Raw genomic sequence first — 16,280 nt, 5'->3', positions numbered from 1 at the left:
ATCGGATACAGATCGTAGCACGTCTTGAACGCTTTTGTAGTAAAACCGCTACGATCTGTCAATACTTCAAGCTTTGGCAAGGGTATCATCTAAAGCCGTTTTCGGAGCTGTTGGATACCGTTATTTCCTTACGCTATGCAGGTTAAAAAAGCCATTGTAAATCAATTATATGATAGGCTATCGCAACTTGCTTGCATAGGTCGTTAACATAGGCTTAACAGGGCTTGTGAACTGTGCTCAGCTGTGCCAATGGCAAACTATTTGGGAATAGGGTCGTGTACATTTTTGTACGCAACTTAAGATCACAAGTATTCTAAACAAGAAAAGATCATGAAAAAATTAACCAAAGTTATAGCAGCTGCTTCATTTGCCGCTGCAACGTTCTTCACTGCAAATGTTGCTAACGCTCAAACTACCCCAGCTAAAGCATGGCGCTTAGGCATCGGTGTAGAAGGTATGGCTCCGACCGGTAATTTGCACAACATCTCTAATTTCGGTTTGGGCGGTACCGCACGTATCCAGTACGGTATCAACAATAATGTTGCCTTGACCCTTACATCAGGTTACTACAACTTTTTTGGTAAAGAAAATACCACTACCATCACCAACGGTACCTCAGTGACACGTATCACTAACAAAGCGGTGGATTTTGGTGTGGTACCGGTTAAAGCAGGTATAAAAGCGTTCATCGCCGATGGTTTCTACATCGCTGGTGAAGTTGGTGCCGGATTTGAGACCAAAGATGCTTACCGTGGCCTAACTGGTGATTACAATAAAAAAGCTACCAAGCTGATCTTAGCTCCAGGCTTAGGTTATTCATGGAGCAATGTTGACCTGGGCGTACGTTACGAGAACTTCTCAGGTAACAACAATAACTACGGCATGGTCGCTGCCCGCTTGGCTTACGGCTTCGCATTATAATATATGATACATATATGATATGTATATCAGAAGAGGGATACCCGAAAGCGTATCCCTCTTTTTTTGATATGTTTTTTCTTTATAATTAAGTAACGCGCTGTCATTATTACATTAATATCGCCAATTGCTGCCCATAAATTACCAAAAATTCAATCAAGGTATTTTTATTTGGTAATTTCATCAACAAAAACAAATTATTTATGTAAATGTTAAAGACAAAACATTATATTCGTGAACAAATAATCTGTCACACACATTACGGCTATGAAAAACATTTTACGCGTCCTTATATTACTTACGACGGTTTTTAGCGTAAGCACAGTAAAAGCGCAATTGTTAGGTAATAACGAGCGTTACAGTCAGTACGTAAGCCACGTCAACGTTGGGGTGGAAGGCTTCTTCAATATCAACCCGGGAGGCAAGACCTATAAACCTGGTTTTGGTGTAAGTGCCAAATACCAATATGACGTTACGCAAAACTTAGGTATCACCTTCGCCACCGGGTATAGTGTGATCAACTCTAATAAGTCAGTAGTTTATGGAACAGACCCAAACTACCCGGGCGATCTGAAGATCATTCCAGCTAAATTGGGTGCTAAGGCATACTTTTTACCTGAGTTCTACTTTGGCGGCGAGGTAGGTGTTGGTTATGTAAAACCTTTTATCGACCCTAAAAGCCAGTCACACTTCAGCAAGATCATTGCGCCATCTGTAGGTTATGAGACTAACAAATTGGATCTATCGTTCCGTTACGAGAACATTAATCACCAAAATGCTTACGTAAGCTTTGTGGTCTTACGTGCAGCTTACTTATTCAACTTCTAATTCAGTAAGTCAAAAGATATAAAGGCCGAGTGGGATGACCGCTCGGCCTTTTTTGTTGTGGGTTGGTCACCGATCTGCATCGGTATAGCTTCATTGGAAAGACAACTTACCAAGCAAGTGTGTTGATCCACAAACCTTTATATTATTCCATTATGCAAAAAAGGCTGGATGCATTAAGCATCCAGCCTTTTACCTTGATATAAGTATTGATACTATTTCAGCTGTTCTAAAGCTCTTTTGATACGCTTTACAGCTTCTACCAACTTGTCCTCGGCCGCTGCGTATGATAAGCGGATATATTCAGGAGCACCAAATGAATCGCCGCCAACAACGGCTACGTGGGCTTCTTCCAATAAATAGATACTTAGCTCGTCGGCATCGTTGATGGTTTTGCCATTAAATGCCTTGCCGAAATAAGAGGTCACATCAGGGAAGAAGTAGAACGCGCCTTCAGGCAAATTCACCTTCAATCCATCGATCTCTGTCAATAAACTGTGCACCAGGTCACGACGCTTTTTGAATGCCTCACGCATCTCCAACACAGCAGCTAAGCCACCGTTGTAAGCAGCAGTACCCGCACGTTGAGTGATCGAGCAAGTACCTGAAGTGATCTGTCCCTGCATTTTATCAAATGCCGAAGCCAGTTCTTTGGTCGATGCGGTGTAGCCAATGCGCCAGCCGGTCATGGCGTAAGCTTTTGAAAAACCGTTGATGATCACCACACGGTCTTTTATACTATCAAATTGAGCAATAGTCTCATGTTTATCAACGTAGTTCAGATGTTCATATATCTCATCAGAAAGGATATACACATGTGGATGACGCTCAAATACCTTGGCCAAAGCTTCTAACTCGCTCTTGCTATATAAACTTCCAGTAGGGTTAGACGGCGATGAGAACATGAACAACTTGCTCTTAGGAGTGATCGCTGCCTCTAATTGTTCAGGCGTGATCTTAAAATTCTGTTCAACAGTGGTTTTGATGAAGACACTTTTACCTTCTGCCAGCTTAACCACCTCTGAGTAAGATACCCAGTAAGGGGTGGGGATGATCACTTCTTCACCAGGGTTCACCAAACATAGCACTGCATTAGCGATGGCTTGCTTAGCACCGGTAGAAACCACGATGTCGGTAACATCATAGTCCAGGTCATTCTCATCCTTTAATTTTTTTACGATCGCTTTTCGCAGTTCCGGATAACCGGCTACCGGGGTATAGTAGGTAAAGTTATCGTCCATCGCCTGTTTAGCAGCGTCCTTGATGTATTCAGGGGTGTGAAAATCAGGTTCGCCAAAACTAAGGCTGATAACATCAACTCCTTTTGCCGCCAATTCGCGACCCAGTTTAGCCATTTTAATGGTCTGTGATTCAGACAGGTTATTGATCCTGTCACTTAGTGCGCTCATAATAGAATCGTATATGTTGAAGGGCAAATATATAAAATTACCTTTCGGGTAATTGAAGTGGTTATTATTAAATTTGCAGCCAATTCTTCTGTTTTGCTTCAAAAAAGGAACATTATCATTGTAGCGCTCGCTGTAAGCATCGTGTTGATGCTGGCCAAGTTCAGCGCCTACTTTATCACCGCATCTAACTTTGTACTTGCCGATGCCGCCGAAAGCATCGTGAATGTGGTGGCCAGTTCCTTCGCCTTCTTTAGTATTTACATCGCCTCCCGGCCGAGGGACGAGAACCACCCTTACGGTCATGGTAAGATCGAGTTCTTTTCGGTGTTTTTAGAGGGTGCGCTGATCTCGGTCGCTGGTGTAGGTATCTTGTTCAAATCGGTATATGGGCTATTTCATCCGCAGGTATTGCATGATCTGCTTATCGGCGCGATCATTATAGGCGTTACCGGTGCGATCAATGGTGGGCTGGGTTATTACATGATAGTAAAAGGCAAGCAACTCAACTCGATCACGTTGGAGGCCGATGGTCGTCATTTGATCACCGATATGGTGACCAGCGGCGGTTTAGTAGTAGGCTTGCTACTGATACATGTTACCGGTCTGCATTGGTTAGATGGTGCGTTGTCCATTGCGGTGGGCGCCTACATTTGTTATACGGGTTACGCACTCATCCGTCGATCCGTGGCCGGCTTAATGGACGAGACCGACTTTGTGATCGTAGAAAATGTGATCAAGGTGTTGAATGCTGAACGCAAGCCTGAATGGATCGACATACATAATTTGAGGGCCCAAAAGTATGGTCACGAACTGCATATCGATTGCCATCTTACGCTACCCAATTATTTTGATCTGAACCGCGTGCATTTGGAGGTATCGTTGGTAGACAAGATGATCAATGAGAAGGCAGGTGTACCGACTGAACTCTTCATTCATACCGATCCCTGCGTACCGGAGTGTTGTCATTATTGTAGCATGCCCAACTGCCCGATCCGGTCAGAAGCTAAGCGAATCGATATTGAATGGAACATGGATAATATTATCCGCAATAAAAAGCACTACGAGAACTGATGTATTTCAATGTACGTGTATATGGGCTGCTCGTTAACGATAACGATGAGATCCTGCTCACCGATGAGCAGGAGCAGGGCTATCGCTTCACCAAATTTCCGGGTGGCGGTTTGGAGTATGGTGAGGGGCTGACCGATGCGCTTAAGCGCGAATTTATAGAGGAATGCGCTACAGAAGTAGAGATCATTGAACACTTTTACACCACAGATTTTTTTGTCAAGTCGGCTTTCAACGATTCGCAGATCATCAGTGTATATTATAAGGTAAGGGCGGCAGGGACGGTGAACTTTACCTGCAAGACCAAGGCTTTCGATTTTGACGGAACTTCCGGCTCGTTGCAGGCTTTCCGCTGGCGATCGCTTGCAGAGTTGCATCCAAAGGATGTGACCTTCCCGATCGATCAACATGTGGTTGAACTATTGAAAAACAAAAAATGAACTTAAGCGAACGCGACAGTGCGGTGATCTGGCATCCCTACACGCAAATGCAAACAGCAATGCCACCTATAGGCATCGTTCGTGGCGAGGGTGCCTGCATATATGATGAGGATGGTAAGTGCTATATCGACGCCGTATCCTCATGGTGGGTCAATATACATGGCCACGCCCATCCTTATATAGCTGAAAAGGTCGCCAAGCAGTTAAAGGTGCTCGAGCATGTGATCTTTGCAGGGTTCACCCATCAGCCGGCTGTTGAACTGGCGGAGCGTTTGTTATCGATACTGCCTTTAGATCAAAAAAAGGTGTTCTATAGCGATAATGGTTCAACGGCCATAGAGGTCGCTATTAAAATGTGTTTACAGTACTGGCATAACAAGGGAGAGCAGCGTACCAAGATGCTCGCCTTTAATGATGCTTACCATGGCGACACCTTCGGGGCCATGGCAGTAAGTGGACGCAGCGCTTTCACCAGTGCCTTTGATAAGCTACTATTCGGTGTCGAGTTCATTGACCTACCCAATGCTGATAACATCGATCAGCTTAAAGCCCATATCTCTGGGCTCAAGACCGAACTGGCTTGCTTTATCTTCGAACCATTGGTACAGGGTTCGGGCGGAATGATCATGTATGAGGCCGAGTACCTGGATCAGTTGATCGCTCATTGTAAGCAGGAAGGGATATTCACCATCGACGATGAGGTATTTACCGGATTTGGCCGCACCGGTAAACGGTTCGCTTGTGATCACCTGAAGCATCAGCCCGACATCATGTGTTTCTCCAAAGGCCTCACAGGCGGCACTATGGCACTTGGGGTTACGACCTGCACTTTGCAAATCTATGATGCCTTTTTGTCTGACGACCGTTTAAAAACACTTTTTCACGGGCACTCCTTCACCGCTAACCCGGTGGCTTGTGCTGCCGCGCTGGCCAGTATGGACCTTTTTGTTGACCCTTCAACGCAACAAAATATCGATCGCATAGCTGCGGAACATGCTGCCTTTGCGGAGCAGATACGCGGTCATCGCCGTATACGCGCCATCAGGCAAACAGGTACTATTTTGGCCATGGAGTGGGAGACCGGTAATGATACTTCTTACTTCAGCAGCCTGCGTGATACCTTGTACCGCTACTTTTTAGAGGCCGGTATCGTGCTGCGCCCTTTGGGTAACGTGCTATACATTTTACCTCCGTATTGCATAACCACCGATCAGCTACGCTATATTTACCGCACGATCGGGCAAGCGCTCGATACCTTATAATTTGTACTTAAATGGAGCTCAAGAACGTTTTTTCGACCATAGTTAATAATGACCTTTTGCACGCCCGTTGGCTGAACACACTCTCGCTAATGGAGAACACAGGCGCCCGCAAGATCTCGGCCAGTGAGGATACCACCACCGTTACCTATATCATATTAAAACATGCGGCCGAAGAACATCGTCACGCGTTCTACCTGAAAAAACAGATCGAAAAGATAGAAGGCGTGTCGTTGCCCACTTATGCTCCCGAATACCTTTTAGCTGCAAGCCATAGCAAACGTTATTTGAATCAACTCGATATCGATGTTTGCCGTTATCTGAAAGATAAATTGGCGCTTACCGGTAATGAACTACGTTTTGCTGCCTACCTTTTGGTCACCTATGCTATTGAAGTACGTGCCGATGAGTTGTACCCGGTCTATCAGGAAGTACTGACCGAGGCCGGCAGCAAGGTGAACGTAAAATCGATCATACTGGAAGAGGAAGGCCACTTGGAAGAGATGATCAACCAGTTGCAAGGTTTCTCTTCTGATTGGCAGGTCCATGCTGATAAAGCCGTTGCTATCGAGACACATCTGTTCGAACGTTGGGTAGAGGCTGTTGATCACGAGATCAGCAAGTAAGCCTGAGGATATGCCATCTGGTGAAGGCATAATATAAGCTACGCCACCCGTGCTTCTGCTTGCGGATCCCTGCCGTCACCGACTTCCTCACTAATTTGTTATCTTTGCACGCTATGGGCGTACCTTTCGACGATTTTAAATTCAACCGGCAGATCCTTAATGCCATTGCCGATGCCGGCTATACAGAGGCTACGCCTATACAGCAAAAAGCCATCCCGCCCATATTGAACGGCCAGGATGTGATGGGCATCGCACAGACAGGTACCGGCAAAACGGCCGCGTATGTATTGCCCATACTCATGAAGCTCAAGTATGCTCAGGGTAATGATGCAAGGGCGTTAGTGCTGGCACCCACACGCGAGCTGGCCATGCAGATCGAGGAGAACATTCGCAAATTCGCGGTGAATACCGACCTGCGCACCGTTCTGCTTTATGGCGGCTTGGGCCCTAAAACTCAGATCGAATCGATAAAGAAAGGTGTCGATATCATTGTGGCTACACCGGGCCGATACCTCGATATATACTTGGGTGGGCACATCCATACCAAACCGTTGCAGATATTGGTATTGGACGAGGCCGATAAGATGATGGATATGGGCTTTATGCCGCAGATCAACCGTATACTGGAGGTTGTGCCGCGCAAAAGACAGAACCTGCTTTTCTCGGCCACCATGTCAGACAAGGTGCACGTGCTTTCCGGCAACTTCCTCGAGTTCCCGACAGTGATCGAGGTTACCCCTCAGGCCACACCCGCACAAACCATCAACCAGTCATTATACTTTGTACCTAACATCAAGACCAAGATCAATTTGCTGAAAAAGATCCTGGACCGTGATGAGGAGGTTAAAAAATTGATCGTGTTCTGTAAAACGCGTACCGCTGCCGAGGATGTTTACAAGTTCCTGGTGCGTAAGTACGATGAGGACCAGGTAAAGGTGTTGCATGCCAATAAAGGACAAAATACCCGTATCAACTCGATCAACTCGTTCAAGAATGATGAGGTGAAGATATTAGTAGCCACGGATGTTGCCTCACGAGGCATTGATGTGACCGATGTAAGCCACGTGATCAATTTTGACGTGCCGATCGTGATCGAAGATTATGTACACCGCATAGGTCGTACCGGCAGAGCTTACCAGCATGGGGAAGCGATCACCTTTTGCAACCCGGCCGAAGAATATTACCTGCAACAGATCGAGAAACTCATTCGCCAGCAGGTATCTATACTGCCTATTCCTGAGGACGTATTTATAGAAGAAACACCTTACGAAGAGCGCCAGGAGCAGGCTCGTGAGATCGATATGCAAAAGCGCCGGGATGATCCTGACTTTAAAGGAGCGTTCCATGAAAAAAAGGAGCGGGTAGAGAAAAAGAAACCATTGGGACGTAAACAAACGCTTGCGTTGAAACATGGAAAACCCAAGACCACCCGAGGTAAATCTTTCAAAAAAAGAGGATAATGAAGCTTCGTTTAACACCGCTTAATTTTGCCACGGCATTCTTTATAGTACTGGCCGCTATCACCTGGATCTTTAAGCCAGTGGCGGTCACCGGTCAGCAGTACCAGGCACTTACTGGTACCATAGCGCTGATCTTCTTGTTGTTCGGGATCATGTCATGGTTCCTGGACATGATCTTCCGTAATTTTTTTCAGCATACGCCAACGCTTTGGAAGGTGGAACTGAGCTTTATAGCGCTCACCACTGTTATATATTTACTTGTACGTTAATCAACCCTGTTGCTTCTATATCATCATGAAAAAAGCTGAGATCAAACTCATTGTGGACCTCGACGATAACAATGTCCCTCAAAATATAACCTGGGAATCTACCGATTCAAAGACCCAGGAGGCCCTGCCAGTAAAAGCCTTTATGCTTTCGTTGTGGGATCACAACTACAAGAATACCTTGAAGATCGATCTTTGGACCAAGGATATGCCGGTAGAGGAGATGAAAAAGTTCTTTTTTGAGACCCTGCAAACCATGGGCGACAGCTTTTTACGCGCCACCGGCGAGACCAACATTGTTGAGGATCTGCGCGATTACTGTGCTCACTTTGCCGAAAAAATGGAGATCACTAAGTAGTTCTTAGTCATTAAGTGACCGTTATTGGGTTAATGTTAAGTGAGGCCGATATGATAAAACGATGGCCACACCAGTAACACAATGACCAAATATTTTATAACCACACCCAATGCCCCCTAAAGCCTTTATCTCCTTTGTTGGTTTCGTGCTGCTTATGGCCGCTACCTGGTGCCCCTTGTTACGTCCGTTAGGATTGTTCAATTGGGATCTGTATGATCTGAACAAGCCTTATGGTATGGTCGTGTTGTTGGTATCGGTGGTAGGCATAGCCTGTACGGTGCTTAAGCAATACAAGCCTGCACGAGTGACTGCCTGGTCGGCTTTAATATTGGTGGTCTTAGTATATGTAGCTGCCCAACTGAAGGTTCATAATGCCTTTAGTTTTATACCGTTCAAGGGCTTGGCCGCAGCACTCACCCGTAGCATCAAATTCAAATGGGGTTGGTATCTTTTATTTGTAGGTCCGCTGCTGAGTGTGATCGCCAACCCACGGTCAAGAAACTTTTACAAACCTGAAGACCCCCTTCCTGAACAAACGCTCTGATCATCCGTTCATAGCGCGTGGCTATAACCTTGTCGCTCCACTACTCAACTTACGTTAACCACTCATGTGAGCTATGATGAGTATGCTGCAACGACAAGCAAAGTTGTATTCACACGGTTTTTTATTGGTCACATTTTATTATTAGCTTTGGTTCGTTGGCTTGATCTGATCGGCCGACACATACACTTTACCTAACAGAATGCTAAACTTCAATTTCCGTACGCAGGTACTGATCGGCTTTGCCATATCCGTGCTTCTCGTATTTGTAGTGGGGATCTTTTCCTATCGCAGTATCGATCAACTGCAAAACAATCAAATGGAGGTGGAACACAGCCAGGAGATCATCAGTACCTCGCACAACATTTTGCAGGCACTGGTAGATGCCGAGACCGGCATGCGCGGTTACGTGGCCACCAATAAAGACAAATTCCTTGATCCGTATTATGCAGCTCTGCCTCGCATCACGCAGAACCTTAATTCGCTACAAATGCTCACCAAAGATGATGCGGATCAGCAGCAAAACGTTATCCGTCTTGGCGCTTTAAATGCCAATGTACTGGCCTTAATGCGGAACAACGTGGATAAGCGCGATGAGTTGGGGCTTGAATACATGGTATCTCACGACATGTTGTTGAACGGAAAGGCTATGATGGACGAGATACGGGCTATCGTGACCAAGATCAACGATATCGAGAACACCTCCGTGCAGTTAGGTAAGGAAAGGACCCGTTACGCGGCCGACCGTACCGTATGGACCATTGGCATTGGTTCGGCAATATTCCTGATCATTATCATTGTACTATTCTTCTACATACAAAAGACCTTTGACCAGCAACGGAAAGCCGAAGCCGAGATCAAGGAGACCAATGCGGAGTTGGAAGTAGTACTGGCCGAGAACGAAAGCCGCAACTGGCTGCTCACCGGTATCACCTTGCTGAGCGAGAAGATGCAGGGCCAGCTTGATGAAAAAGAGCTTTCTGAAAAAGTACTATCGGAGGTATGTAAGTATGCCGATGCAGTGAGTGGTACCCTGTACCTTTATAATGAGAACGAGGACGTGCTGGACCTTTTTGCCTATTACGCCTTCCATGATCTGGGTTTGGTTAAAAAGAAGATCAAACTGTCTGAAGGATGGATGGGACAAGTAGCGCAGGACCAAAAGGCGACCACTGTAAAAGGCTCCTTTAACGACAAACTACAACTGCAGACCTCGATCATTAGCCAGGACCTGGCCGAGATCATGATCGTGCCTTTCTTCTTTGATAAAAAATTGAAAGGCGTGATGGAAGTAGCCTTCCAGGGAGCACTTACCGATGCTGGTCGTGATTATATATTGTCGGCTGCCGATGACATAGGTATCGCTATCAATACTGCCCAGGCACGCACCATTATGCACGATCTGTTCGAGGAGACCCAGCAACAGGCCGAGGAACTGGAGGCACAACAGGAAGAAATGCGTGTGACCAACGAGGAGTTGCTCAACAAGACAGAGATGCTTCAGGCCTCAGAAGAAGAGCTTCGCGTACAGCAAGAAGAACTGCGTACCATCAACGCCGAGCTGGAAGAAAAAGCCAGCCTGCTTGAAGAGAAGAATCAAGCTATTGAGGAGGCCCGCACAGCGATCAACGTGAAGGTGAATGAGCTGGAGACCACCGGTCGTTACAAATCAGAGTTCCTGGCCAACATGAGTCACGAATTGCGTACTCCGTTGAACAGTATATTGGTACTGGCCCGTATATTAAAGGATAACAAGACCGACAACCTGAGCGAGGACCAGATCAAGTACGCAAGTGTGATCTTTAACGCCGGTAATGACCTGTTGACCCTCATCAATGACATTCTTGACCTCTCGAAGATCGAGTCGGGCAAGATGGATATGCAGAACGATGATGTTGACGTGAATAGCATCTTGACCGACCTGGAGCTGCTGTTCACTGAGGTGGCACGCAACAAGCACATCAAATTCGATCACACTGCATCGGGTGTGCCTAAACACATTTATACAGATAAGCAACGTGTTGAGCAGGTACTGAAGAACCTGTTATCTAACGCGTTCAAGTTCACACCAGAGAACGGACATATTTCTATAATTGCCAAGCCAGGTAAAAAGCCCGATACTATCAGCTTTACCATTAAGGATTCGGGTATAGGTATAGCCCCTGAAAAGCAACGTGTGATATTTGAAGCCTTCCAGCAGGCCGATGGCTCAACAAGCCGAAAATACGGCGGTACTGGTCTGGGTCTGTCGATCAGTCGCGAATTGGCCATACTGTTAGGTGGCGAGATCAGCCTGACCAGTCAATTAGGTTCGGGAAGCGAGTTCACGCTGACCATACCTTTAAAGGCCACACAAGCACCGGTGCGTGAGGATGAAGAGCCTTCATTGCCGACCGTGGAAAGTTTCCAGCCGGCTAAAGAGATGTTGCCACAGGTCACCGTAAATCGCCCGGGTCGCGAACGGCCTTTGGTGGTTATCGTGGAGGATGACAAGAATTTTGCCGACATACTAAATGATTACGCCCGCGAGCATGGCTATGATGCGGTGCTCACCCATGAGGGAACCAACGCTGCATCGTTGGTAAAAGAGCAATTGCCTGATGCCGTGATACTGGACATCATGCTGCCTGGTAAAGACGGTTGGGAGATACTGCGTGAATTAAAGGCAGATCCTGATACGCAAAATATCCCTGTGCATTTGATGTCGGCAGGAGAGGCTGCGGCTAACAAAGTACGTAAGGAAGGTGCGATCAGCTTCATGAAAAAACCGATCAATACAGAGACCCTCGATAAATTATTCCATGATATGGCAAGCCAAAGTGGTGTGCCTTTCAGGCAGATCCTCTTGGTAGAAGACCATGAGGCACAAAGCCAGGCCTTGAAAGATCTGATGCAAAAGCAAGGTATCACGGTAGACCAGGCATTTACCGGCGAGCAGGCCTTTGATATGCTTAACCAGAACGAATACCAATGCGTGATCCTGGATCTGAACTTGCCTGATGTGTCTGGTTTGGATTTGCTTGACCGTATAAAGGCGATCGACCGCTTTACCGAGTTGCCGGTGATCATTAATACCGCCATGGAGCTTGATCGTTCATCAGTTAGTCGTTTAATGCAATATGCCAACGCAATGGTGATGAAGACCAACAAATCTGCCGATAGATTGATCGATGAGGTGAACCTGTTCTTACATAAAGTAAGCTCGGCGCCTACTGCACCTGCCGCGAAAGCGGCTGCGCCAACCAAAGGCAAAGACATCCTCAAGGGTAAAAAGGTGCTGGTAGTAGACGACGACATGCGTAACATATTTGCCTTGAGCAGTGCGCTGCAACAGCATGACATCAATGTTGAGATCGCTAACGATGGGGACGAGGCACTGGAGAAACTGGAGGCCACTCCAGGTATCGACATGGTACTGATGGACATCATGATGCCAAAGATGGATGGCTATGAGGCTACCCGTCAGATAAGAAAGCAAAACAAATGGGCCAAGTTACCCGTAATAGCCTTAACAGCTAAGGCCATGAAAGAGGACAGAGAAAAGTGTTTGGCGGCCGGAGCTAACGATTATATAACGAAACCGATAGATATGGACAGACTCATATCATTGATGCAGTTATGGTTAGAGGGGTAAGGGTATGATCAATGATATAGACAGTAAAGGGCCATCATCCATAGAGATGAATGATCTGATCGACCTGGTGAAGAAGATACACGGGTTCGATTTTTCGGGATACTCAAAAGCGTCGTTGCGAAGGCGTATCACACGCATCATGCAGCTGAAACGCCTGGGCTATTATGACCTGAAGCACATGCTGATTAATGATACGGCCTTCTTCCAGAACTTTTTGGAAGAGGTGACCGTCAACGTGACCGAAATGTTCCGTGATCCGTTGTTCTACAAGGCGATCAATGATCAAGTGTTACCCTATCTGTCCACCTTCCAGCACATCAAGATCTGGAGTGCGGGTTGCTCATCAGGCGAGGAAGTATACTCGCTGGCTATATTGTTGCATGAGGCTGGCCTGCGCAACAAGTCGTTCATCTACGGCACTGATATCAATACCGAAGTATTGAAGGAGGCCAAGAAGGGTATATATAGTTTACGAAAGATCAAGGCCTACGCCGAGAATTATCAGTATTCAGGTTTGCCGGGCACTATTACCGATCACTTCACCATATTGTATGATGCCGCTACCATTCATACCGAACTGAAGCAAAATACATTGTTCTCGGTGCATAACCTGATCTCAGATAATGTGTTCAACGAGTTCCAAATGATCAGTTGTCGTAACGTGTTCATTTATTTCGAGTCACCGTTACAGGAGAAGATACTCGACCTGTTCTATCGCAGTTTGTGTCCGTTAGGTTTTTTGTGTTTGGGCAGTAAGGAAGCTATAAGATCTGATGCGTTTAAAAAACGTTTCAAGACCATCAGTTCCAAAGAAAACATCTATCAAAAAATTGGCTCTTAAACCCGATACCATATCGCGCTGGCGCAACTCTGAAGTATTGCTGCTGGGTGGTTCGGCTGGATCTTTCAAGATACTGTTCCGGCTTATTAAGGTATTGCCTGCCGACCTGAACAAAATAGTGGTGATCATCATTCACCGAAAGAAAAATTTTTTTTCAGAAATAGAAAAACTGTTCGCCGAGAATAGCCGTATGTACCTCCGCGAAGTGAGCGATAAAGATGCGATCACACGTGGCACTATCTACATCGCACCGGCCAACTATCATACTTTGGTCGAAAGTGAAGAACAATTTAGTCTGGATGTCTCCGAAGCCGTTTGGTATTCAAAACCATCTATAGACGTTACCTTCGAAAGCGCGGCAGAGGTGTTCAAGGGGCGGTGCACAGCAATTCTTTTATCGGGTGCAAATCAAGACGGCGCACGTGGACTATTGAAGTTAAGGGAACAGGGTTCGCTCACTATAGCGCAAGATCCGGCTGACGCCGAAATGCGGGAAATGCCGGGCGCTGCGGTTGAGATCAATGCGGCCGACGAGATACTCACGGTAAATGATATATTTGAGCTTTTGCAAGCTTAGCCGAACTTTTTTATAATTTTATCTACAATTTATGAGTAATGTTAACATTTTAGTGGTTGATGATCGGGAGGAGAACATCATCGCGCTTGAAGCCCTTTTAAAGCGTGATGACATCAATATCCTCTCTACCACATCGCCTAATGAGGCATTACGCATAGCTTGGGAAAATCCCATCAGCATTGCGCTGGTGGATGTACAGATGCCAGAGATAGACGGTTTCGAGTTGGTAGAGATGTTAAAAGCCAACCCACGTACCAAAGACATCCTGGTCATTTTTGTAACGGCTATTTCCAAAGAATCAAAATACGCGGTGAAAGGTTTCGGTACCGGCGCTGTCGATTACCTGTACAAACCCTTGGACCCGTTCATCACATCGGCTAAGGTCGATTCATTTATTCAACTGGCCCAGCATCAACGCGATATCAAGACCAAGAACGAGGAGCTTAACAACTACGCGATCATGGTCAAAAACTCGGCAGACATCATTACCACGGTGGATGCACATACGTTCCGTATACGTTCCATCAATCCTGCGGTATATAAGATATTAGGTTATCAACCTGCCGAGGCTACTCAGAAAAGCATAGTGGACCTCGCTGCGGTTGCGAGCCAACCAAAGTTCAGAAAACGACTGTCAGAGATCGTGAACAATAACCTGAGCTATGCTGTGGCCGAGTACCAATTCGAGACCTTTGATAAACGTTTCATCTGGGCCGAATGTAGGATCACCTACAGCAATAAGGTTTTGTTCATCAACATCAGCGATATATCTCCTCAAAAAAGCTTTCAACAGGAACTGATCCGTTCTAAAGAGGCAGCGGAGCATTCTAAAAAAGTAAAAGAGACCTTCCTGGCCAACATGAGCCACGAGTTGCGTACTCCGGTCAACGGCATTATCGGTTTGACCGAAATGCTGCGTAAAAGCGGGCTGGACGAGCAGCAAAAAGGCGTGGTCGACCTGCTCGATGTTTCGTCGCAATCATTACTGGGTGTGATCAATGATGTGTTGGATATCTCTAAGATAGAGGCAGGTAAGTTCAGCATCATCCGTAAACCGAACGATATCCGCAAGATCGTGAAGGCCGTATTTGATCTGTTAAAATATAAAGCCGACGAGAAGAATATCGAACTTCAGTTAGAGATCGATCAGGAATTGCCTGAGATCTTATTGTTCGACTCATTGCGCCTCAACCAGATCCTGATGAACTTACTCAGCAATGCGATCAAGTTCACAGATCGTGGCTACGTGAAGCTGCAATTAGGCGTCACTCAGCGTTTGAATGATAACGTTAAAGTGAAATTCAGTGTTAGCGATACCGGTATCGGTATCCCTTCAGACCGGTTGAGCAAGATATTTGACTCTTTTGAGCAAGCCGAAGAAGATACCCTTTCCAAATATGGCGGCACGGGCCTTGGGCTTACCATCGTTAAAAAGCTGGCCGAATTAAAAGGCGGCGAGTTGACCGTAAGCAGCCAGGTAGGCAGCGGTAGTGTGTTCAACTTTGTGAATTGGTACAGCATTGCCGAGCGACCTGCACCGGAGAAAAGCCGGGAGGATGTTAAACGCGAGCTTGAGCCATTCAACGACGTGAGTATACTGGTAGCTGAAGATAATCTGGTGAATCAGTTCATGCTTACTAAAATGTTGAAGGACTGGAATGTAAAGGTCGAGATCGTGGATAATGGCCAAAAAGTGATCGATAAGCTGCTGCATAACGATTACGATATGATCCTGATGGACACTCACATGCCAGAGATGAATGGCTACCAGGCGGCCAAGAACATACGCGTGAACTTCGCAGAACCCAAACGCAGCATCCCGATCATCTCACTATCGGCCGCTACCTTTGAGCATGAGCAGCAGCAAGCGCTTAGTGCGGGTATGAACGATATATTGTCGAAACCTTTCCAACCTTACCAGCTACACGAAAAAATGAAACGACTGCTTGACGAAGCGGTTAAGCAGTATTGATCATGCTCGTCGCAGCAGCGCGATGTGTCACAACAGCATCCTTAAGCTTCATCGTCCTGTAACCATACAATAAATCATATATTTGT

Annotated in this window: 15 protein-coding genes; 14 read left to right on the top strand and 1 reads right to left on the bottom strand. The window is 46.3% G+C overall.

Annotated elements, in window-relative coordinates; genetic code table 11:
* Positions 1–330: 330 nt before the first annotated feature.
* Both LLH06_RS13940 and LLH06_RS13935 read left to right on the top strand, forming a co-directional pair.
* Positions 331–921, top strand: coding sequence for a hypothetical protein (locus LLH06_RS13940; protein WP_228169900.1), 591 nt, complete (start codon positions 331–333; stop codon positions 919–921).
* Positions 922–1,185: 264 nt separating this feature from the next.
* Complete coding sequence (locus LLH06_RS13935) at positions 1,186–1,746, top strand: hypothetical protein (protein WP_228169899.1); 561 nt, start codon at positions 1,186–1,188, stop codon at positions 1,744–1,746.
* 212 nt (positions 1,747–1,958) lie between these two features.
* On the opposite strand, the gene LLH06_RS13930 is transcribed toward LLH06_RS13935, so the two are convergent.
* On the bottom strand, positions 1,959–3,152 hold the full coding sequence (locus LLH06_RS13930; RefSeq protein WP_228169898.1) for a pyridoxal phosphate-dependent aminotransferase: 1,194 nt from the start codon (positions 3,150–3,152) through the stop codon (positions 1,959–1,961).
* Positions 3,153–3,245: 93 nt separating this feature from the next.
* On the opposite strand from LLH06_RS13930, the gene LLH06_RS13925 reads away from it, so the two are divergent.
* The 12 genes from LLH06_RS13925 to LLH06_RS13870 all read left to right on the top strand — a co-directional run bounded on the left by LLH06_RS13925 (position 3,246) and on the right by LLH06_RS13870 (position 16,194).
* Complete coding sequence (locus LLH06_RS13925) at positions 3,246–4,223, top strand: cation diffusion facilitator family transporter (RefSeq protein WP_228169897.1); 978 nt, start codon at positions 3,246–3,248, stop codon at positions 4,221–4,223.
* Positions 4,223–4,660 carry an NUDIX domain-containing protein gene (locus LLH06_RS13920; protein WP_317206680.1) on the top strand — a complete coding sequence of 146 codons (438 nt, stop codon included), beginning with the start codon at positions 4,223–4,225 and terminating at the stop codon, positions 4,658–4,660. Before LLH06_RS13925 ends, LLH06_RS13920 begins: the two co-directional genes overlap by 1 nt.
* Complete coding sequence (bioA, locus tag LLH06_RS13915; protein WP_228169896.1) at positions 4,657–5,922, top strand: adenosylmethionine--8-amino-7-oxononanoate transaminase; 1,266 nt, start codon at positions 4,657–4,659, stop codon at positions 5,920–5,922. The genes LLH06_RS13920 and bioA overlap by 4 nt, the downstream gene beginning before the upstream one ends.
* 11 nt (positions 5,923–5,933) lie before the next feature.
* Positions 5,934–6,545: a hypothetical protein gene (locus LLH06_RS13910; protein ID WP_228169895.1), complete on the top strand. Its 612-nt coding sequence runs from the start codon at positions 5,934–5,936 to the stop codon at positions 6,543–6,545.
* A 113-nt stretch (positions 6,546–6,658) separates the two neighbouring features.
* Complete coding sequence (locus LLH06_RS13905; RefSeq protein WP_228169894.1) at positions 6,659–8,005, top strand: DEAD/DEAH box helicase; 1,347 nt, start codon at positions 6,659–6,661, stop codon at positions 8,003–8,005.
* Positions 8,005–8,274, top strand: coding sequence for a hypothetical protein (locus tag LLH06_RS13900; protein ID WP_228169893.1), 270 nt, complete (start codon positions 8,005–8,007; stop codon positions 8,272–8,274). Before LLH06_RS13905 ends, LLH06_RS13900 begins: the two co-directional genes overlap by 1 nt.
* A 25-nt stretch (positions 8,275–8,299) precedes the next feature.
* Complete coding sequence (gene gldC, locus LLH06_RS13895) at positions 8,300–8,629, top strand: gliding motility protein GldC (RefSeq protein ID WP_228169892.1); 330 nt, start codon at positions 8,300–8,302, stop codon at positions 8,627–8,629.
* A gap of 109 nt (positions 8,630–8,738) precedes the next feature.
* Positions 8,739–9,173 (top strand): hypothetical protein, encoded by a 435-nt coding sequence (locus tag LLH06_RS13890; RefSeq protein ID WP_228169891.1) that lies wholly within the window; start codon positions 8,739–8,741, stop codon positions 9,171–9,173.
* A 199-nt stretch (positions 9,174–9,372) separates the two neighbouring features.
* Positions 9,373–12,804: a response regulator gene (locus tag LLH06_RS13885; RefSeq protein WP_228169890.1), complete on the top strand. Its 3,432-nt coding sequence runs from the start codon at positions 9,373–9,375 to the stop codon at positions 12,802–12,804.
* A 4-nt stretch (positions 12,805–12,808) separates the two neighbouring features.
* On the top strand, positions 12,809–13,645 hold the full coding sequence (locus tag LLH06_RS13880; RefSeq protein ID WP_228169889.1) for a CheR family methyltransferase: 837 nt from the start codon (positions 12,809–12,811) through the stop codon (positions 13,643–13,645).
* Entirely contained in the window at positions 13,635–14,222 is a 588-nt protein-coding gene (locus tag LLH06_RS13875; protein WP_228169888.1) for a chemotaxis protein CheB, read from the top strand. The genes LLH06_RS13880 and LLH06_RS13875 overlap by 11 nt, the downstream gene beginning before the upstream one ends.
* Positions 14,223–14,253: 31 nt before the next feature.
* Positions 14,254–16,194, top strand: coding sequence for a hybrid sensor histidine kinase/response regulator (locus LLH06_RS13870; protein ID WP_228169887.1), 1,941 nt, complete (start codon positions 14,254–14,256; stop codon positions 16,192–16,194).
* Positions 16,195–16,280 lie beyond the last annotated feature (86 nt).

The sequence above is a fragment of the Mucilaginibacter daejeonensis genome (assembly GCF_020783335.1).
GTDB classification, from domain to species: Bacteria; Bacteroidota; Bacteroidia; order Sphingobacteriales; family Sphingobacteriaceae; genus Mucilaginibacter; species Mucilaginibacter daejeonensis.
The sequence above is the reverse complement of the archived record's forward strand: the minus strand, read 5'-3'. Positions and strand labels throughout refer to the sequence as shown.